The organism is Grylomicrobium aquisgranense, from assembly GCF_033971865.1.
Lineage (GTDB): Bacteria > Bacillota_I > Bacilli_A > Erysipelotrichales > Erysipelotrichaceae > Bulleidia > Bulleidia massiliensis.
The window spans coordinates 1-22,246 of the sequence record NZ_JALBUR010000011.1 but is presented as its reverse complement, the minus strand read 5'-3'; the positions used below and the strand labels follow the sequence as shown (position 1 = coordinate 22,246).

General features: G+C 45.1%; 14 protein-coding genes and 1 pseudogene. 1 reads left to right on the top strand and 14 read right to left on the bottom strand.

Translation table 11 applies throughout. The annotated features are described in order from the left end of the window. The 5 genes from MOZ60_RS05740 to MOZ60_RS05720 form a co-directional block, all read right to left on the bottom strand. On the bottom strand, positions 1–8,457 hold the full coding sequence (locus MOZ60_RS05740; protein WP_370595959.1) for an InlB B-repeat-containing protein: 8,457 nt from the start codon (positions 8,455–8,457) through the stop codon (positions 1–3). 14 nt (positions 8,458–8,471) lie between these two features. Beyond that, the gene (locus tag MOZ60_RS05735; protein ID WP_370595958.1) at positions 8,472–9,017 is read right to left on the bottom strand and encodes a PulJ/GspJ family protein; all 546 of its coding nucleotides are present in this window, start codon (positions 9,015–9,017) and stop codon (positions 8,472–8,474) included. A gap of 9 nt (positions 9,018–9,026) precedes the next feature. Then, a complete protein-coding gene (locus tag MOZ60_RS05730) occupies positions 9,027–9,374 on the bottom strand; it encodes a hypothetical protein (RefSeq protein ID WP_277635087.1) in 348 nt (115 codons plus the stop codon). Beyond that, positions 9,371–10,144 (bottom strand): hypothetical protein, encoded by a 774-nt coding sequence (locus tag MOZ60_RS05725; RefSeq protein WP_370595957.1) that lies wholly within the window; start codon positions 10,142–10,144, stop codon positions 9,371–9,373. Before MOZ60_RS05725 ends, MOZ60_RS05730 begins: the two co-directional genes overlap by 4 nt. Before the next feature lie 224 nt (positions 10,145–10,368). After that, positions 10,369–10,827 (bottom strand): DUF6591 domain-containing protein, encoded by a 459-nt coding sequence (locus tag MOZ60_RS05720; protein WP_370595956.1) that lies wholly within the window; start codon positions 10,825–10,827, stop codon positions 10,369–10,371. Between the two features lie 141 nt (positions 10,828–10,968). Here MOZ60_RS05720 and MOZ60_RS05715 point away from each other — a divergent pair, with 141 nt between their 5' ends. Continuing rightward, positions 10,969–11,388, top strand: coding sequence for a MerR family transcriptional regulator (locus MOZ60_RS05715; RefSeq protein ID WP_370595955.1), 420 nt, complete (start codon positions 10,969–10,971; stop codon positions 11,386–11,388). Between the two features lie 260 nt (positions 11,389–11,648). Here the strand turns inward: MOZ60_RS05715 and MOZ60_RS05710 are convergent, their stop codons facing one another. The 9 genes and pseudogenes from MOZ60_RS05710 to MOZ60_RS05675 all read right to left on the bottom strand — a co-directional run. Beyond that, positions 11,649–13,031: a sensor domain-containing diguanylate cyclase gene (locus tag MOZ60_RS05710; RefSeq protein ID WP_370595954.1), complete on the bottom strand. Its 1,383-nt coding sequence runs from the start codon at positions 13,029–13,031 to the stop codon at positions 11,649–11,651. An 89-nt stretch (positions 13,032–13,120) separates the two neighbouring features. Beyond that, the gene (locus MOZ60_RS05705) at positions 13,121–16,543 is read right to left on the bottom strand and encodes an EAL domain-containing protein (RefSeq protein ID WP_370595953.1); all 3,423 of its coding nucleotides are present in this window, start codon (positions 16,541–16,543) and stop codon (positions 13,121–13,123) included. Between the two features lie 523 nt (positions 16,544–17,066). Continuing rightward, on the bottom strand, positions 17,067–18,251 hold the full coding sequence (locus tag MOZ60_RS05700) for a GGDEF domain-containing protein (RefSeq protein ID WP_370595952.1): 1,185 nt from the start codon (positions 18,249–18,251) through the stop codon (positions 17,067–17,069). Between the two features lie 152 nt (positions 18,252–18,403). Then, a pseudogene (locus MOZ60_RS11570) lies at positions 18,404–18,598 on the bottom strand (type IV pilin protein); the annotation flags it as partial. A gap of 57 nt (positions 18,599–18,655) precedes the next feature. Continuing rightward, positions 18,656–19,489 carry a type II secretion system protein gene (locus MOZ60_RS05695; protein WP_370595951.1) on the bottom strand — a complete coding sequence of 278 codons (834 nt, stop codon included), beginning with the start codon at positions 19,487–19,489 and terminating at the stop codon, positions 18,656–18,658. 65 nt (positions 19,490–19,554) lie between these two features. Next, positions 19,555–20,718, bottom strand: coding sequence for a GGDEF domain-containing protein (locus tag MOZ60_RS05690; protein ID WP_370595950.1), 1,164 nt, complete (start codon positions 20,716–20,718; stop codon positions 19,555–19,557). Positions 20,719–20,896: 178 nt separating this feature from the next. Next, positions 20,897–21,208, bottom strand: coding sequence for a hypothetical protein (locus MOZ60_RS05685; RefSeq protein ID WP_370595949.1), 312 nt, complete (start codon positions 21,206–21,208; stop codon positions 20,897–20,899). 57 nt (positions 21,209–21,265) lie between these two features. Further along, entirely contained in the window at positions 21,266–21,772 is a 507-nt protein-coding gene (locus MOZ60_RS05680) for a type IV pilin protein (RefSeq protein WP_370595948.1), read from the bottom strand. A gap of 290 nt (positions 21,773–22,062) precedes the next feature. Further along, a partial coding sequence (locus MOZ60_RS05675; protein ID WP_370595947.1) for a hypothetical protein occupies positions 22,063–22,246 on the bottom strand: 184 nt, incomplete at its 5' end.

Below are 22,246 nucleotides of genomic sequence, written 5' to 3'. Positions count from 1 at the left end.
TTATTTCAATGTCACAGTTACATTCTGCGTATCAGAAGACACATACACAATGTTGGCATCTGACCACTGATCACCGGTCTTTCTGCCATCTTTGTCCAGCACATCAGAACGATGCTGCAGCACAATTCTGCCGCTTACCACATACGTACCAGACGCAGGCACAGAGCCAGACAATACAGCAGCCTTGCCATCCTTGTCTTTCACCGTACCATCTTCGCCAGCTAGGTACACAACCGTTGAAGATGCACCAGCAGTACCAGCACTGTTCTGCTGAGTATATGTCATCTCATACACGAGACGATAATCCGGATTTTTGGTACCAAGATACTTCTGATAGTCAGACGCATCCGGAGCAGGCGTATCATCTGCAGAATGCGGTGTCTGATCCGCCAGATACGGCTTCAATGCAGACAGCACTTTCTTCAGCTTCTCCGCATTATCCGCCAGCTTCATCTCATACACGCCAAGCGCATCATCTTTGACAATCGAGACACCATCAAAGTCAGGCGTATATACATAGGTTACTGTCTGATCACCATTGTGATAGCCAACATTCTGCACCGCATCACCATTGGTCAGCTTCAATCCATCCAATGCAGCAGGCTTACTATCATCCGCCTTCGCCGCATCAAATACATTCGGATTCTCAGAAGTCACAACAAACTGCTGCATCACTATCTCGACCGGCTTGACATCGGTATCATTCCTGACGGCGTCTGCCTTCTCGGCATCACTCTTTGCCTCATAAACAACATCCGGCAAAGACAATACATACTTCACCCTGTACTGCCAATCCACATGCAAAGATCCATAGACCTTGGTGACAGCATAGTTATTGGCAGCACCAGCATCCGTAAAGCTGACCGTAAACTCATTGGCCATGGTACCAGGCTGCTGAATCTTGGAGGTATCCAGGAAGCTCACCGTAACATGAAGCTCTTTTTGATCTACAGCAGCACCATTGACAGTGGCACTCCAGTCAGTATTGGTATGGAAGCCCGTGCCATTTGTACCATACAACCAGCTCTGTGAACCAGAGGTAATAACCAGCTCAGCTGGAGAAATCGTCAGAGAACCAGCAGATGCATTACGATACACCGTCAGCAGATTCTCACCACGATCCAATTCAGATGTATTTACGCTGCCAGCCTTGAACAACAAGATCTCCACCTGAACAGAGTACACACCCGCATTGACAGGCGCATGCCCATACGTACCCGTTGTCCCATCCGCATTGGTCCATGCATACTGCACATACGTTGTGGCAGTTGACGCATTGTTCAAAGAATACGTGTACTTATACACAAGCGTATTGTTCGAGCCAACCGCAGGCACACTGTTCAGCTGATAGGAGACACTGTGTTCTTTTCCATCATAGACAGCACTGCTATTCTGCAAAGTGCCATCAAACGATGGTGTATACCAGAACCGCACAACCTGGCTCTGATCCTTACTATCAGGTTTATTCACTGTTATCTGCGAATCATCAGATACAGCATACGAAGTATCATTCTCATCCGCCAGCAGCGCAGACTGCACAAATGTATATCCATCCAGTTCGGGAGCAGTATCCACGGCATATTGTACAGCCGAATCATTCAGAGCGGTCCTGGAAGAAAGCTTCTCAGACACCGCTGTCCTGCCGCTGTCATCAATATCTGCATAGCGGGCATAGGTTTCAACTATATGACGCCAGCTGTCCTGCTTCTCTGCATAGACAAGACGAATCGGATTCTCCTGCGTATTCGATGAAGCAACACCTGTATTACCGAACACAAATGTATATCCATATCCATCCAGATCAGGCGGCGTAATCGTAAAGGCCGCACCAACCGAATAGGTTTCCTCTGTTTCAAGCTTTCCACTTCCCTGATACGTAATCACTTGTGCCGCATCCTGATCATACAGCTCATAATACAGATGAACAGGATTAACAGCCACCTTACGCGCATACAGATTGATCGTGTAATAGCCAGCAGAATCCTTTTCTTTCTTAGAAACAAGATCCAACTGAATCTGCCGATCCTTTACATACTGATGCTCATTATCAGCAGAATCACGATAATACCAGCGTACTTCATACCCCTCATCCGCAGAAAGATCAGGGAACTCACCTGACAGCACATCCCCAGAAGACACGTCCACTGTCTTCAATGGAGCTGTATCCTTCTCATTTCCATAATAGAAGTTCACATGGTACTTGCAGTTTTCCCACTTTGCAAACAACTGCAGCGGTCCATCCAATGTCTCATCGTCTCCAGTAAATGGCTGTGTACAGCCGGAATCCAGATACCAGCCAACAAACTCCTCACCCTGCGCATTCACCGGTTTACTGACTTCCAGTTTTTGCAATTCAGAGGCAATCGTCTTATAAGACGTCCCATACTTCTCTGTAAACTGATAATCAACTCCACTTTGAACATTGTTAATCACGGCATTGGACAGTGTAATGGTGATGTTTTTGCGTTTATAGAAGACAGCAAGATTGTTCCGGCCATAATAAACAGGTTCGCCTGCAGAAGCCGGAGTGAAAAATCTATCATTCAAATTACGGGAATATATGCTGTAACCTTCCAGATTATACCCATTGGGATATTTGTTTGATAATGTGAATGGTATGTCACCAGAAGTAAGAGTATAATTCTTCAAATCATATCCTGTTTCATCGTGCCTGCCGTTACCATTCAGTTTCTCCAGATAATGGCTGACCGTATAATATCCACCCTTAGCAGGTTTTCCATAGAGAGTCATTGTACTGGAATCCGCACCAGCATCATCTTCCGCATGGAAATACGTAATAAATGTCAGTCTGGTTCCACTAGGACCAAAAAAACGGTCAAATGAATCATACCAATCATATCTGTTATCCCATTGATCCTCATCAAATTCCTCACCATACAGGCCGGTCCGGGGAACTATCTCATCTAAATGCCACTCTAAATACCGCCAGTCCCATGAATATTTGTAGAAATTAATCGTAATCACATCACGGTCATAATACAGATTAATCGTATTTGAACCATCCGCAGCTACGGTAACTTCTGTCGCGCTTAAGCCTTCGTTACACTTGAAATGATCAAAATCTGACGGGTTCCTCTTAGCAAGCAGCTTCAGAGCATTGTCATGGTCAACGGGATATTTTGAGCCAATTGCAGCATCCACTGTATAAGCACCATAGTAGTCATAATCAGCAGTTGTATAGCTCTCCTTTTTATGCGGCTTCTGCTGCCAGAACTGCACCGTCACCTTGGCAGTTTTATTCACAGTCCAGTTTGCAGCTGCGGTCACATCTGCTGCAGGCATCGAAGCAATCTCAAATCCCCTTGATTGTTCTGCGTCATTATAGCTGATTGTCCAATCTGTCAACGTATAACCAGGACGTACAACCTGATCCTTGTTTGCAAGGGTCACCGGAGCGCCATAGTCGATCGAAACCGGTGGAATGTAGTTATTTGCGTCAGGCGCGGAATACTCCAACGTATATTTCTTGCGGTAGTAATCGATCGTGATTGTGACATTTCTTTTTGCATCTTTCAGATTCTTCTGTTCAAATGTACTGGTGACTTCAAATTCATCTTTCACAGAGGAAAGATCCAGCAAAGAGGCACGGGTCTTGCTGCCGACATACCCGGTAAGAGTCTCTGTCAGTGTGACTGTATTACCCTTGCTGTAGACAAGCTTATCATTACCATTTCCATCCTTGAAAGCGAAGTTGTGATCACTGATCGTACGATCGTCAAGAGTTGTAGTAGAATCATGGAAAATATGCTCAACAGTATAGGTGACCGTTTGTGCTTTATACATCACATAGTAAGTCTTATTAAAGGCATCACCAGTCATCGTGACTGTGGATTTCTGATTAACGTTATCATCAGTACGAATTACTTCCTTGGGATCATCATTCTTTACAACAACCAGCTTGTCAACGGTGGCGTTTGCAACTGTCTTGTTAGACAGATCGACAACTTGGCTGAAGGTAGAATAATTGTCACTGGTTCTCTGGTACACAATCCTGTTCAAAGAAGAAATCTCTTCTACCGGCTTGTCGTCATCTTTTTCATAGCAGAAGATCATCGTATAGGTATATGTCCTGATCTGTCTGTAGCGCGCATAGTAAATGTTAGTCTTAATCGCAGGATTTGAAATCTTTCCGTCGACGACAACAGCCTTTTCGCCGCCATCAATTTTCGTATACCAGCCATCAAAGGCATAACCGGAAATAACTGGCGCTTTAGGCACTGTTACACTGTCATCCGTATTGAAATCCACATTTGCAACACGACCTGCGTCTTTTCCTGTTTCCGGATTCACATACTTAAATGTCATCTGCCTGGAATACTTTGCATAAGCAGTAATATCTTTGGAGATAGAAGTGAAATCGGCCACACTTAAAACATTGCCATTGGCATCTATCCATCCAACAAAAGTCTTGCCATCGGGATTCGTTGGCTTGATTTTGCTGATATCAAAACTGGATCCACGCAGAACAGCCTTGCTTGCAAGCATTGTTGTGTGATTCTCATCGTAAAGCTTTACCCAGCGATACTGTATCTTATCCACAGGGATCTGCCAACCGCCATAATGTACACTGATATTGGAATTATCGCTCTGCCTTGTATACGAAATGAACGGATAATCACCCTTCAAGCCATCATCATAGGAATAGGTAATGTAAATAACACTGTCGTTTGGTTTATCAATCGGATTATTCAAACTGTAGTAATCCACAGCTTTAAAATTGTCATCATAATTTTTACCACTGGTCAGACAGCTTGCTGCAGGGAGTTCTTCCAAAGTATCCGAATCAAAATTGATACCCTCCAGATAGTAATTATTCTGCATCATATCGTTCTGCCAGTCGCCGTACGTACTGACCAGAGCGCCTGTAGAACCCTTAGGCCCCTGTACCATGCCGACGGCATAGCAGTTATTGATAGCGCCGGATTCACTCATTGTTGTTGCGCCAATCAAACCGCCAACCTTCACACTTCCGGTTGTATAGCCCCACTGGTCCTTCTGCTCATCACTCTTTTCGCCGCCAAAGACGGAACTGGAAGAATAACTGTTGGAAACTTTTCCTAAGCAATCGCCGACTAAGCCGCCAGCAGTCACATATCCTTCCACATTGAAATATCCGGTTCTCTTAGCATCACTGAGATAACTGCCATTTGTTGTTCTTCCACCGCTGAAACTGGCTGTAATCGTACCCGAATTAAAGTTTCCAACCAGACCACCGGCATTTCCACCCTGAACATAGGCAGAGGCACCACAGTCAGACACCGTAGTATTTTGCAGATAACCAGCAAGCCCGCCGGCATCGCCAGAAGTTCCTATTCTGACCTGACTATCAACACCTGTGACAAAGCAGTGTGAAATTATGCCATTTTGGAATGATCCTGCAAATAAGCCGGCAGATGTAACACCTCCACTTTCTTGAATTTTTCCATTTTGGATTGTTAAATTACTTATTTGGAAACCATTTATTCCAATATATCCAAAAAGGCCCGCTAAACCATTTTCTTTTTCAAAAGAGATATCTGAAATTGTGTGCCCATTTCCTTCAAAACCGGAATTCTTTCTATTATTGTCAAAGTATGTCGATCCATCGATTGATAAGAATTTCTTGTCTGCGATTAATTTTCCGTCCTTTGTATACACACCATCCACAACATCATCCTGGCTTATGCGAAGTTTTTTCACACGGTCAAAGAAACTATTGGAAGGTGTGTTCCAAAAGATGTCTGAAGTCAAATTCATAGAAAATATATCAGTTCTCCAATCACTTACTTCATGAGACACATTCTGCAAATGGCGTGCACAACTGATAACTGTATTATCTTTATTCGTATTATCTCCATACAAACTGTTTGTATAGACTGGATCAGAAACAGTTGTACCGTTCACCATAACACGGGCAGTCACATCATATCCCGCAGGATGTCCGCTGCCTTGTGAAATTACGTTGGTAAAGTTTCCATGATGCCCATTTTTATAATAGGTAATGTCGTCAATATTAATGGTAAAGGTTGTAACATTACCTATCGTTTCTGCCTTGCACAAATCAGACATCCAATCACTGTCATTCTGGACCTTTCCATCTTTGTCTTTGACAGTGATCTTCCATTCTTTAGTGACCTTATCCTCATTAAAGACGAAAGTCTTATAAGCATGAGCTGAAGAAAGATTCGCCAGTCCATAAACTCCCTGGTAGAAGAACTGTATCTCTACTTCATCATCTGGCCCTGCATTTGGTACTGAAGCGATCAACTGCAGGATTTCATCATTATTAAAGCTGACAGACGGTTTCTCATCTTCCCTTGGCATTGTCCAGTCACCAACATGTGTCTTCAGAAACCATGCCTTGGCATTAACATCATTTGTACTGATAACAGTAAATGGATAAATAACTTCATCATTGCCTGCGAGCAATGATTCATCATTGACATATTTTGTACTTCTATCTGCAATTCCACTGAAAGTGGATGGTTCCTTGACTTTTCTGCCATTAATAACAGAAACAGCATAACATTTGTTCTTTGTGTAAGCGTCATTGTCGGAAACCGCACCGGCAAAGGCATTGGCTGTTTTGCCATAGATTGAAGCAGTCACGTAGCTGTTGGTCAGCTTGTACAGACTTGATACAGAGCCGACGATACCGCCGGCATTTCCCTGCCCGGCAATGATGTTATAGTGCTGGCTGTGTTTGTCTGTCTGTGGATTAACATCAGTGACAAAATCTCCCTGATAGGTATGGGCAGAGACATAGCTGCTGCTCACGCTTAGGCTGGATGCACTGCCAATCAGACCGCCGGCATTTCCTCCTGTAGACTTTACATAGGCAGAAACAGCCGTATTCTTAATAATCACATTACCATCACTGTGACCGATCAGACCACCGGCATCCGTTTCTGCTGAAATACCAATAGTGGCAGACTTATCCCAGACCAATACATTATTCGTATTGACTGTTGAATTCTCACCTGCTTCACTAAGCAGAGCACCAGCATATGCACTTCCTGTTGACTTGACATTGATATCAACGATCTGCAGGTTGGAAACTGTGAGTTTCTTATCCTTGGCAAGAGTATCAAATACACCACCGCCAACCGCATCAATATCGGAAAGCATATACTGGCGGGCATTATCTCCATCGAGATATCCGGCATCATACGTCAGTTCATTTTTCAAAGGAACAGGAAGATAACTATACATTTCCGGTTTATCAGAGTTGAAGAAGGAAGCCATGTTCTTCTGATAAGCCGTAAAGCTGATATCAGTAACCTGCTTTGCATTGGCAATATTCAGCTGCTTCGCACTGTCCTCACTGATTTTAGAAAGATTTTCCAGATGACGGATACTGCTGATCGTAACAGTATATTGACCATTCACTGTTTTCAAAGATCCAAACATGGAGTTTGTCAGTACACTGTTGGAAGGTTTTGAAGCAGAGCTGTAGGAACCATCATTATTTTTTTTCACAATGCTAGCTGTCACCGTGATGTTTTCACCCGGAATCAGTGGTTTGGCGGTATCTTTAAACTGCCAGTCAATCTGTTTCTTATCATCGCCGTTCTGATCCTGCCATGCGTCCAGAACAACAGCATACTGGTACAGACCATTGCCGCTTGTGGTGACATCTGCCTTGTTAGTACTGGCGTCAAACACCTTGGTGACCGTATTACCTGACGTCTGTCCTTTGATGGTCAGCTGAACGGCATGATCACGCTGTGGCTGTGAAAATAGATCATTCTGCTCTTTGCTCAGAGTAACAATTGCATTTAGCGTATCTCCATTTTCGATCCGCAGCAGCGGGGCATCACTCTTGCCGGCAGCCGCCAGATCCTTACCGCCATAGAATCCAATGGTCTTCCTGGCTTTTGTATCCGGGAAGTGTTTGCGCACTGCCTTGGCAGCTGAGCTGTCCCTGTCCTTCATGGCATCCTGCAAAGCATCCGCCTCTTTTGTCAGTGTGTCCGCAGTAAAGGAATAGCCATAGTTTCTGCCTGCGTATGAGTAAAACACGCCGATCACGGTGGCGGTATCTTTATCATAGGTAATGATATAGCTGCCTCCTGTCCGCATGGTTTCGTCTATGGAACCCTGGGGCAGGATGGCATTGATGACATCGGCCGCATTGTTTCCCGGGGAATACACCAGATCATACAATGTGCCGCCATCCTGATTGACATAGTCACTGCCTTTATACAACTGATCCACAGTACCCAAATCATCTTTGTATTGATCAAGCATTCCACGCTCTCTGGCAAGACTGAGATGATACTGCGCTGCCAGATACACTTCCCTGGCAGCCTGATCAGCATCCAGCAACCGCACATTCCAAAGGTAGCCGACAACAGAAATAATGGCAACGGCCGAAAGAATCGCCACGACTGCCACTGTTATCAGCATCTCGCCAAGCGTGAAACCTTTTCTGTTTTTACTGCTGTATCTGCGCATTTCTATCTCACTTACTATTTCACAACCGGAGCGTCATTCACATTCCGTATCTTCAGAGTACCCAATTGATATAAAGTTCTGTTATCCGATTCCCTTTTAATCGTTAATTCATTAATCGTAAATACATGAGTTTTCTCATCATATGTAAGATCTGCATATGTTGCATACATGCCATCCGACGTGCCGTCACTGACCAGATCTTCTGCTTCTGCTCTGTCCAGGCTGTCGGGATTGGCACTTGTTCTGATGCCAAATGCCTGATCCACTGTACCATTGACAAACATTGTGGCATAACCGGTGCCATCATCTGTAAACCACTGCACATTTCCATCTTTATCTGCTGCCACAGACGTCGCATATTCCAGTTCTTCCTGCATTTTGACTTCAAGTGTTGACATGAACAACTCAGCATTTGCTTTTCTTGTAATATTCCGCCAGGAGCGGATATAGGCAGAAAAGCCGCCAACAATGATCAGACCAACCAGGCCCATGATCAAAATGGTTGCCATTGTTTCTGACAGTGTAAATCCTCGATTTTTCCATCTTGTCACTTTGGCCATGTCTGCTCCTTACTTGTTGGAATCGGGTTCGTAATATTTCAGAGGTTCATCCTGCTGATTTTCAGTATAGACAATTACCGGAACGCCTTTTCCATCTTTTCCCGCACTGGAAAGGGTAAACCAGACGCCATCATTTGTTTTCAATACTGCTGTTGATGTGCTTTTTTTGGCAGATGATGGATCTGCCAGAGCTGTAATTCTTTCATAATAAGACCGCATCAGGGCATCGGTCTTTGCCATGGACTTATTGGAAGACGTCACAGCACCGGCAACCATCAGTCCGCCAAGCACTGCAACCAATAATGCAGCCAGTGCTTCGGCAATACTTTCACCCTTATTGCTTCTGAGTTTCTTCATGAGCGTGTCACCTTTGCCCCTTCAAACGAAATCATCGTAGTCTTGGTCACAGTCTGTACACCATTGACATCACCCTCATCTTTGACAGCATACGTATATACCGTAATAATATCCGGTACACAGTACACATGAATCGTAGACTTGTTGCTGGTGACGGAAATATCCAGAGACAGATCACTTGCCAGCGTCATCACCGCACTACACTGCATCTTATCATCACTGCCAACAGCAACACCAAAACGGCTTTCTCTGCTTTGCAATGATTCATCCAGAGCTGCACTGACAAGCTTTGCCTGATAGAACTTTTCTGTACCAGTCGTATAATGGCCAAGATATGCACTGTACATACTGGTATATTCCTTCACCAGCAAAGACTGGTTGTCTGTGGTTTCATTTTTTACCGACGAATCATATTTTTCTATTAATTCCCGGGCTTCCTCAACAGACGCAACACTATGGTTTATCTCATAATATGAAGTACTGATCCCACTGCCATCTGCCTGCGCCTGCACAGTATAGGAGCCATCCTCCTTCTGCATTACATCCGCCTTTTCCTGGATCACAATGACATCATTCTGCAGTTCCTTTGCAATCAAGGAAGCAGCCGAATCAGCCGCATACTGGTCCTGATTCAATGTCATGCGACTGGTTACTCTGCCAGATGCTGCATAGGCTGCTGCCAGAATCATCGAGGCCAGAGCTGCACAGACAACAAAAAACAGCAATGCTACACTCAGTGATACACCGCTTTGCGACCTCAGTTTTCTCATGCAGTTCTGCTTCATGTTCATCCTTTTATCCCGGGTACACAAAAACATGTGTCCAGGACATCAATACTATACTCCAAAAACGCCAAAGGTTCTGTGAAACCCGACATTTTTTACAATTGTAAGCGGTGCCAGCACTGCTTTTTCCTGCCCTTTCTGTCCCAGCAAAAAACAGGATTCCTGCCTGATTTCATCACCTGGCAGAAATCCTGTCCTGATCCCCCTGTTCATCCATTGGTCTGGTCTGCATTCACAGCAGCCTGATTCAGCTTAATAGAAATGCGGGCCATCACCTCAATTAAATAATTCTCATCCGCCGTGGACATTTCCCCCTCCTGATCCGCATACGTGTTCGCTTTCTGTGCAAACTCTGCATACTTCTGCATGTACTGCGCATACGATTCTGCCATTGCTGCATCACTGGGATTCTCATTGTACTGCTGCATAAATGCAACATACTCATCCACAAACGCTTCATAGGAATCCAGAAATTCCTTCAGTTCCGGGCTCACTGTCTCCCCATTCTGACTGGCAGGCGTCATTGCTGCAGGCTGGGCAGTCACCTGCGCCAGCGGTGTGTTGTCCGCAGGTGATGCCAGGGCAGCTGTATCTGCCTTTTTTCCACACCCGGCTGTCAGCGTACAGGACAGCCCCACCAGTATCATGATCTGTTTAACTGCTTTCATATAACCTCCCATTCCTCTTTATCCACAGTCTGCATCTGTCCTGCAGGGGAACTGTCAAGGTTATTATTCTGATGCGGCTGACATCCATCCAGCTTTGTCTGTCCGCGAAAAAATCGCGTCCTGTTTCAGGAGGACGTGATCATGAAAAAAAATCACACTGAAACAGGCATTGACTACTTGACTGGTCTCATACGGAACAGTTGTACACTCGCTGATACCAGTCAGCCCATGAAAACAGTACACGATGTATGCAAAGAAACAGGCATTACCCGCAAAACACTGTTTTACTATGACAAAATCGGATTGCTGAAGCCAACAAACCGGAACGGGAAACAGCACGGCAAGATGTACAGCAGTTCTGCCATTGCCAGACTGAAAACCATCATGGCATATCAGTCCTGCGGACTGACGCTGAAGGAAATCGATGCCATTCTCAATCAGGATGGTGACGAAGAAGCAATCCTGCAGCAGGCAAAAACAAGATTGTCAAAGACAATGAAAAAGCTGGAACATCAGATCCGGCTTCTGGATGCGCTGCTGCAATCCAGATCAGAACAGTAGCTGCAAATCATGCCAGAAAGTGATTCCAACAACAAATCACTTTCTGGCATTTTCCTATGGTTAACTGTCAGCCCCTGCTGCTTTCTGATATGGTCGGAATGATGTGACTTCCCATTTTGCAAGCCTCTCTCAACCAGCAATGTAGCTAACACACCTCTGAGATTTTATGCATTGTCAGGCAGCAAAGCCCCGCTATCGTATCCTGAACAGCCCTTCTTCATGCTGCAGGAATGATGATTCTGTTATGATGCCTGCTTCTTTCAGATCTTATTGCACCGGCGGTCATGATGAACGTAGTAATCTGCTTTGTGCATGTACATGAAACGGTCAGCCCGCCTGATCGTTTTATCCAGTTTTCCTGTATCCGCATCCCAGGCAGTGCCAATCGCGATATGATACATCTTCTGCTGACCCAGCAATCGTCTGAGCCGGCGGTTTTTATTGGCAAATTCTTCCCGGGTAATATCTTTCAGCAGGACAACAAACTCATCCCCGCCTTCACGATAAACACTGTCTTCCCCATACGTTTCACTCAGAATGCGGGCTACAAAGCAGATCGCCCGGTCACCGGCATGGTGTCCCTTTTCATCATTGAGCTTCTTAAGACCGTTAATATCCGCATACACAACCCCAATACTCCCGCTGCCTCTTTTGATTGCCTCACTGTCTTCGATCATGGCATTACGGTTATGCACCTTGGTAAGCATATCGTGCCGGCTCATCTTCTTCAGATTCTCAATCAAATGATGGTTTATAATGCGGGAACCAATAAAGAAGGACACTGTTTCCAGCAGTCTCTGGGTATTGATCTTGTCACTTTCCTCATAATTATCAGCACCAAGATAGCCGATCAGTTTGTCATTCTGATAAAACGGCACTGCCATCAGACGCCGGATGCCCTGCCGTATCAGATTCTCATAGTTGAGCGGGTCTTTCTCCTTCAGCACCGCAATATCAGAAAGCACAACACTGGTATGAGCAGCCGCAAATTGTTCCCATCCCTGCAGATAATCCTGATAATCCAGATTCTGCAAGGTATCGATTTCAGGCGTCACCCCAGGTGCGCACCATTCAAAGGTATTGGATGCCGTGATACGGTCTGTTTCCAGAACATAAAGACGGTCAGGATGAATCACATTCGAGAGTTCCTGCAGAACATGGCCGATGCTGTCTTCATAGTCCTCGCCACTGCTCAGGATCTCTGACATGCGCAGAATGGTCTGGGCAGTCAGATTTTCACGTGCTCTGATCTCCATCAGTTCCTGTTCACGGTCTGCCGTTGCAAATATATAGGTCACATATCCCGGTTTCTTTGCAGGTGCCACCGTAAAATCCAGCCAGTGAGAGATCAGTGGTTCATACATTCTGCCGCGCAATACTTTGTTCTGTGCAGCAGCCTTTTCACAATAGTCAAACCAGCGGTCATCCGCATCCGGATAGACCTCGGTGAAATTCTTCCCAATAAAATCTTCCCGTTTCCGGTTTGCCATTTCACAATATTTCTCATTGACAAAGACATACTTCGTCTCAGTCACCCGGTCTTTTGCCGCATTATAGATCAGCTTAAACACAGCATACGGAACCGGTATTTCCATATACCCATCAATTTCATAATCTTCCATTTCATCAAGATCCGCACTCACGACAGCATCCCTCCCGTCTGAAGCATCACCCGGTCACTGCGCGTACTACGCCGGCTATGCCCTTAAACCACGCTTTATACAATGTACTTTTACAGTTCTTCCGTATCATCACTATTGAGAATGAGGCCGGACAAACCTCTCAGATAGTCATTTGGCTCACGGCTGGACGAATCCGTATAGGAAGCCCTGATGACAACGCTGCAGTTGCCGCTCCACTGACCTGCCTGCCGCACAGACTCTATGGCTGTCCGGATCTTTCTGGCAACGTTTCTGACTTCTTCCTTGCCGGTAAATCTCATGATCAGGTCAAAATAGCTTTCCTGGGTTCTGCCAATGATACAATTCCTGCCAGCGCAGTCTTTCAGAATACCGCCAACTTTCTGCAGAAGACGATCGCCAGAGCTGTCTCCATAAAGCTTTTTTACTTCCCGGTATTCCGGCACATACACCTCGATCATCGCAAAATTCATGCCTGTCCGCCAACGCTCAATGAGGAAGGAATAGACACCATCCGAAACACCACGGGCATTGGCAAGTCCGGTCACTGGATCAACAGATGAAATCCGCCTGCCTTCTGCAATGGGCTGCTGCTCTTCCGCAGCGTCAATCATCGTTCCCAGAATTCCTATGATTCTGCCATCACGATAGACCGGAATCTTACTGACAACAATAGGCTGATTAGAGCCATTGATAATACAGTCACCATTGCGCAGATAAAACTTCCTGCCCTTCCTGAGAACCTCTTCCTCATCCCTTCTGAATGGCCCCGGATGAATATGCCATCCCATATCCTCATCGGTTTTGCCAATGATCTCTTTTTCAGACTGAAGGCCAAAATATGTAAGAAAGCTCTTGCTTGCACCAACGAACCTGCGTCTGTCATCCTTCCAGAAATACATGCGTTTTGCATTCATGATCAAATTCTTCCAGAGAATATCCCCGCTCAACTCCACATGCGTATGATCCTTGTATTCCTGGTGATACAACGCCGCAATCTCCTGAATATCTGCCTCTGGCAGGACGGCATTTACCGTCACGTGCAGCACTTTATTGAAATCTGATCTCTGCACGGGGGTCAGGATATGCAGAAACCATTGATATTCTCCCGATGCCGTCTTACTTCGGAAAAAATCCATCAATGCATGATTATTGCTTTTCTCCAGACGTGCTTTCATAGTAGTGACATCCAGAAAATCTGCCAGCCGCTCCTGATCAGGAAAATAGCAGTAATTCATCCTCCAGGCATGAATCACCGCATCAATATGATGAAGCTCTGTGCCAACCCCCATCGGCTGATCCGACAGAGAAGATTTAATGCCCAGAACCGTATCATTTTCAAGGTCATAGATTGCGACATCATTGCACAAATAGTACAGATCACTCATCGCCCCCAGCGTTGCCTGCTGGAGATCTGCAACATTTACCTTCACATACTGTATATGAACGGCATACAGACAATGATTGCCCTGTCTGGCCACCACATTTCCTGTCAGCTGCATATAGTGATCACCGGAAGGATAGGCTGCTGTCTGCGGTCCTTCTTTCCTTCTGAGCTGCTGATCCGCATACTGCCGGTGAAAGATATGAACCGGATCGCCAGGCGCATTGATCCTGTTCTCCCATCCCTGCAGACCATGAACATTATCCTTTGCCAGGATCTCTTTGTAAGCCTTATTTGCAAAGAGAATCTTCAGTGTTTCACCATCATCGTCCACAACACACAAAGACGCATCCGTCAGATAGTCAATGCGGCTCAGTCTGGTCAGATAAGATCTCCAGAACGCCTTTTCAGGCTCCAGACCACGCTGCTGCAAATACGGTCCCAGATTTTCTTTTGGCATCGGACTGGCAAAGAAATACCCCTGTATATTTTCACATCCGATTTCCCGCAAAAAGAGAAACTGTTCTTCTGTTTCAACCCCTTCGGCCAGCGTAGAAATATCCAGCTTCTTTGCCATGCGCACAATAGCCGTGATAATCTGCCGGGATTTATCATCAAAATCCCGCAGGAAAGACATATCAAGCTTCAGCTTGTCAAAAGAATAGTTTTTCAATACCCCCAGAGATGAGTATCCGGATCCAAAATCATCCATCCACACCTTGTAGCCCATCTGATGAAAGCGCTGAATGAACCGGTCCACTTTATCAATGTTTTTGATAAAAAAGCTTTCCGTAATCTCCAGATTGGTGAACTCTCTGGGCACCGCATACTTCTTTGAAATACGGTCAATCGCATCCGGAAGATCATCATGCAGAAAGTCATTTCTGGACAGATTCACAGATACCGGAATCGGAATGATTCCTTCTTTCATAACCGCTGCATAGTCTTTGCAAACCTGTTCAAATACATAAAGATCCAGCTGACAGATCTGACCGGTTTCCTCCAGAATCGGAATAAACTGAGCCGGAGAAATCATCCCGCAGACAGGATCAATCCACCGTGCCAGTGCCTCACAATTGCACACTGTTCTGGTCATGGTGCGGATGATCGGCTGATAATAGACATGAATCCAGCCATTTTCCAGTGCCTTGTCAAAATTCCGCATAATATGGAATTTCATCGCATTGTTTTTCTGAATATCGGCATCAAACCATGCATATGCAGAGACCGTTGTCCGGGCAAGGGATTCACACGCCAGTCTGGCTTTGTCACAGGCATCTGTCAGTCTGGTATCAGGATTGTCATACTTAAAGATGCCGGTCTTCACCGTCAGATTATTGCCGTCACCAAGCTCATTCATCCTGGCAAACAAGGCATTCAGCTTTTCTTCAATCCGGTCATTTTCTGCATAGACGGCAAAATGGTCACTTTCAAACCGGGAAGCCCTGTCACTGCCAAAATACGTTTTGATCAGTTCACCAAGAGCCCTGATCTGCCGGTCACCAACCTCAAGGCCATACCTGCTGTTATATTCCTTCAATCCACTCAGATCAAAATACATGATGACAGGCACCTGATTCTTTGCCCGGATCTTTTCAATACCGTTTTCGGCATCATCGAAAAAATGCGTCATATTCTGCAGTCCGGTCAGGCTGTCATAATGCTTTGCAAATTCTGTACTTTCAGAAGGCGTATACTTGTCAGACAGAGATGTCAGCACTGCCGTAAGCAGCTGGTCCTTACCCGTATCTGCCGTCTCATCTGTATACGTGATAAAAGCAATATCAGCACCATCTACCGTAATATGTCTGCCTGTCGCATGAATCAGATGATAATCTTCCTGATCCTGGCGGCGGTTTCTGAACACAACATCATAGTCATGATTATGCATGGCAAAGTCGTAAGCACACTTCTCCATCCGTGCAATATCATCCGGATGCACATTCCGATAGAGATTTCTGCCAAGACCATACACCGCTTCCTCACTGCTGCTGTATCCGAAAAGATCTAGATATGCCCTGGAAACAAGAAGAGGCCTGATCTGTTCATCAACGTACTGATACACCGCAATCGGAATCGGTACATTCTCAATAAATGCACGTGTATCATCAGAAAACGCATAGGCTTTCATACTCTCTTCCTCCCTTCTCATTTCCTGCTTTCAGACAGACTGACAACTGACACACTTCTTTTTCAGAATACAACATCATAAGGAATACAGGGACTCTACCCCCCCCCCCCGCAAATTTTCAGCCCCATACAAGTCACTGCAAAACGCCTCCTTCAGCAGGCCATTTCATCTCCCTGCTTCTGATTCATATCATCCACTGCAAAGATCTGATTTCTTCCCCTTTTCTTTGCCGCATGCAAAGCATCATCCGCATATTGATAAAGTATTTCGGAACTTTCACATTCCCTGATCTGCACACATCCAATCAGACAGGAAAACCCGCTCCGTACAAACATCAATTTCAATATACCACCAGTATTACATGACAAGGAGTGAAAAATGAACATGAGCAAACAAATTCATACAGTTGGAGTACTGAATGAATGCTGATGAAGAAAAAGAGATCATGCTCTCTGCGGCATAGATCTCATACCACTCATCCTGTACTGCTATATCACCGATATCCACATCATCACAAGATCTGTTATCTTCCCTTTTTCTGATACAGATGAGATTCCTGTGCTTTCTTGTCTTTGTACAATTTTACATCTGCTCTCTTCTTCACCTCAAGCACAGATTCATACGGGTTGGTACATACAGCATATCCGGCAGATACTGTCAGCGGAAACGGCAGCCTCTCCTGTTTCACTCTCTCCTTCAGACTCTCACGCACCAAACGGATAATCCTGTCCGGGTCATCCTGACTGGCATTGGCATCAACCATAATAAACTCATCACCGCCAAATCTTCCGATCATCAATCCTTCATACGACACCTGCTTCAGTGCCTCTGCCAGTACAACCAGAGCACGGTCGCCTTCCATATGTCCATACCTGTCATTGATCTGCTTGAAGTGATTGAGATCAAGCAGATAGATACTGATAGGATGCTCAGGAGAACAGTGCTCCCAGATATGGTCCAGATATTCATCCACACGGTATCTGTTGTTGATGCGGGTGAGTGCATCCGTATAGATATTGGAATTCTGCATGTCAATCAGCACTTTGGTAATAGAAGGAAGAATACCAAGAATGATATAAGGAACATAGCTGATGAAGAAACTTGCTATGGCACCAATCATGGGATACATCATGCACTGCATCATCACGTAATAGCCATTGCGTCTGATTCTGTGCTTTTCCTGCAGACATTTGACAACCGTATGAATCAGGGCAAATACCAGATAGAATACATCAGCCAGAATGTTCACGCCGTACAGCCACTGGTCTGACAGCGTCCCTGTACCGGCAATGCCAACCGCATGCAGGCAGTAAAAACACGTGATGGCAGCTGACAGAAGCACCGGAAGTGCATCATAAAACACTCTGCGTCTGCAGGAGACCGCAAATCCTTTAATATAGTATTCAGCAAGAAGAAACCAGCAGAAGGTAAAGTAGGTCAGAATACCGGATTCAAGATATTCCAGGAAGTGGATTGCTGCCAAGGATGCGGTATGGAAAGACACCAGCAACCATGCTGTATCAACAGCGATATAAATGATGTAAACCCAGATAATTCTGCGGAAAGAACGGATGACAGACTCTCTGCCAATATTGTAATGAATTCTGTGGGATACCTGAATGGCAATCACCAGACAGACAGCCAGAAATGATAGATAGAATGGCTCATAAGCCCTTTCAAATGAATATACCATCGATATACTGTCCATGATCTGTCATTGGTCCTGCCCACAGAACCCTTCTGTTCTCCTTTCCGCATCCTGCCAGTCCTGGCTGCCTCATACACAGACAGAACCAAACCCGGTTATCACGAGGATAACCCCACCAAAACAAGAAAGCAAAAAAGATGAACAAAAGAAGGTCATAATACTGAGTATGTCAGAGATTTCCCATCACTCATATACGCCGCAGCAGCCGCAGCCTTCGCACTTCTCACATTGGTCATATCCACCGCCAGCCTGCTCTTTTCCAACTGTGAGGTAAAGATCGGGATTGATATTGCAACCAGTACTCCAATGATGGCGACCACAATAAGGAGTTCCGCAAGTGTAAAGCCTTTATTTCAGTTTTTCTTCATATGTGATTTCATCTTCGTAACATTACTTCTATCATATTACCCTTTCGGATTGTTCCGATAAATCGTTTGTCCACTCTGATTCGCATAAATTCTGGTTCCTTTTCCCTTATCGTAATACTTGGATTTATTCCAGCGCCCGTCCGTCGTATACCATATACCCTTAATATCGTAATCACTTGTTGCCTTTGGCAGAACAATTTCATTCACAGATGCAGGCATCCCGGCATACAGATCCGGACTGGACTGTTTCAGTACCGCCTGGGATAAATTAACCTTTTTCAGATTTGTAAAACCACTGAACAGATTCTTTGTATTATCTTCTATTTTTGATCCTTCCGGCGCGATAATCTGTTCAATTTCTTCTGCAGAGACGCCAAGCCTGCTAAGTTCATCCTTAATCGACTGATTGGTAAGACTCTTCTCTGAAAATGTCAGTGTCTTCGTGGCGGAATCATAAGATAGCAGACCTTGAATCCACCGGGCAGTAATAACTGATCCTTCAATGTTTACTTCAACAACAGAATCCTTCGGCATCCCGGTTGCTCCGGTGATGGAACCATCCGCATCTTCTTTTGTAGATTTCCCATATCCGGACTCCGATACCTTTTTATCCAAATTCATCGTATTTGTTAGATCTATCTTCGTCACGGAACCATCAATGTACACATAGGATACAGATCCACTCTCTCCATTGCTCATATATTCCGCTGCCGCAGCAGCCTTGGCGGATCTCACATTTGCCTGATCCGCAGCAACTCTACTCTTCTCCAGCTGACTGCTAAAGATCGGAATGCTGATTGCCACAAGCACCGCAATGATAGCTGTCACAACTAACAGCTCAGCCAGCGTAAACCCTTTTCTTTTCCTCATTTTTCATCACCGGTCATTTCTATTCTGGCTGATAGAATAACATGTTTGTCATAATGGTCAAGTAATCAGCAGCCTGTTTCACTGAAACTTATGTTATTGCGCAGAGCATGGTGCGATCTTTTCTGCTCATACATCAGTTCATCAATATGATGGAAGAATTTATCTACATCAGAGTCAATTTCCGGATCATAGAAAGCAAAACCTGCAGAGAAGGACAGCGGGCAGTCAAGCTTACAGTGCTGATTGAAAATCTGACAGCGGCTGTCCAGCTCCTTCAGTTTCTTTTCTGCCCCCTGTTTACTGCTTTCAAAATCAATGACGAGGAACTCATCTCCGCCATACCGTCCAATGCTTGCCTTTTTTCCAAATGTATCCAGCAGCAGACCGGCGAGTGCCTTCAATGCTTCATCACCAGCATGATGGCCATATTCATCGTTGATCTGCTTGAAGAAATCAATGTCTATCATATAGACAAGAAAGGAATGCCCGCTGCGGTAATGTGTGCACTGATATTCCAGCTGACTGGCAATCCCCCTGCGGTTGAGCAGTCCGGTCAGGTAATCCGTATCTACATTATGTGCCTGCACTTTCAGGAAAAGCATGAGGCATGCCAGCACTGATCCGGCATATTCATAGGACGCACCGCCGATGAACACCTGCAGAAAACCGGCAAGCAGGATACACAGCGGGAACAGAACAACAACCGTCGTATAGTTTGTCATGATCTGCCGCCTGCGCAGAAAGATATACAGAGAAATGAAGGCGCAAAAGGCCATATTCATCAATCCGCGCACAACATACAGCCGGCCATGCTGATAGGAAGTACCCTGATAATAATAGAACCAGTCAAGCCTGAACACTGCACTGACAGTCACCAGTATAAAGTTCACAATCACATAACAGATCACAACATCATAGAAAAGTTTTTCAGCATGATCCTTTGTGCCTGCCGTCCAGGAATCAATATAGACCAGGGCAGACAGATAGCCAACAGGATCAGCAGCAAAGACGATATAGGTGCCAGCATGACAGAGCCACTGTCCCAGCGTACTGCTCAACTGTGCCTTATGAAAAGAGTCAGCAAACAGAAGAAAAAGAATGACAGCAAGCATAAAGACAAAACTGCGGTCCTGCCTGATCAGCATTTTTTTACTTACCGTCATTGCCAGCAGCATCACTGCAATAATACCAACATACACATTTAATACGAGCCAACCCGGCACGTTCATGTCACAATCTCCTCACCTAGCAGCACATATCATAGCACGATTGCACAACAGGCAAACAGGACGCCAAGGCTATTTTGAGGAGCAGGAAACAAACAATATAAAAAGACCCTGTTCAGGCCAAAAAAATATCAGACAGTCCGAAAACCGCCTGACAGCGAAAATAAGATATCATCCAGTATTATCTGATATTGTGCTTGTTCATCTTCTCTTTGAAGATATCCGTGATGATCACACGAAGCTCTTCACGTTCCTTCTCCGGCAGCTCTCCCGGCTTCTTCGCCACTGCATATAGATCAGGATACTGATTGGCAATCCTCTCAATTGTTTTCGTCGTCGCATGCTTCCTCACAAAGAACGGAATCTTCTTAATCCATTCCTGTGGAACCAATGCAAGAATTTTATCTGCTGCCTCTTTGTCACTGATCTCAGCAGTGGAAAGACCAGCATTGATTTCTTTCTGTTCTTTATCTGTAAAATCTTCTAAATTCATGATGTTCTCCTTTTGATCTGGGCTTCATAGGTATTATTTCTATCTGCAGCAACATTATTATGCAGATAGCTCTAGATTTTTCCAATAATTTGGGATGTCCTTTAGTGTGGCCGTGCCACTAAAACCGTCGTCGGTAAAGCTAAAGGTCAAAAGATACATTCCCGAAGGAAGTGATGAGGCGCTGGCCTTCACTTTAAATGGAAGGTTAGAATCCTGCAACATTTTATTTAGTTCAGCTGTTGTCTTCGTATTTTCAATCCGAATCACCACATCAATAACGTTGATTTTTCCGCTCTTGTAATTCAGCCACAAGTGATAGCCTGATCCGATCCATCCGGAAGGATAAGCATTACCCTTCTTATTCTTGTCAATCGGATCAGGGCTAATGTACTCTGTCATTGCTTCAGTGTATGCCGATCGAATGTTGGCAACAGTAACTGCATCTCTGCTTTTCTCCAGTTGCTTACTGAAGATCGGGATGGATATTGCAACAAGCACTCCAATTATGGCTACTACGATTAAAAGTTCCGCAAGAGTGAATCCTTTGATGTCTTTTTTTCTCATGCTATGTTCGCCTCTGATCTATATCTTGCTTCCCCCTTTTCATCATTCAATTCTGCCCCAATTTTATGGCCTTCAGTATAAGGCGTCATCATCCTGAATTCAAGTTCAGGAATACCAATACAATCTCCCTTTGTCTCTATCGTACCCGACCATTACAAGCCGAGCCTTTGCAATTTTATCACCCGCATTAAACGGATGTACTCCTTTTGCTCTCATTGCACGGTCTGCTGTCCAATTCTCAACTGGTGCAGAGGTATTCTGTTCGTAACTCACATAGAATGACTTGCAGTTCATACATGAATTTCACATCTGTGCGGAATAGGTATGCACAATCCGGAAAAACGGACCGGCTGTTCCGCTTCATCGGTGCGCCGTTCCGCTTTAGCGGAACGCCAGTTAAAGAGACGGGTTCCGCATATTCTTGCCATTAAATTGTAGTCTGAATGCTCTGTTGACCAATCGGTCCAGACAGGC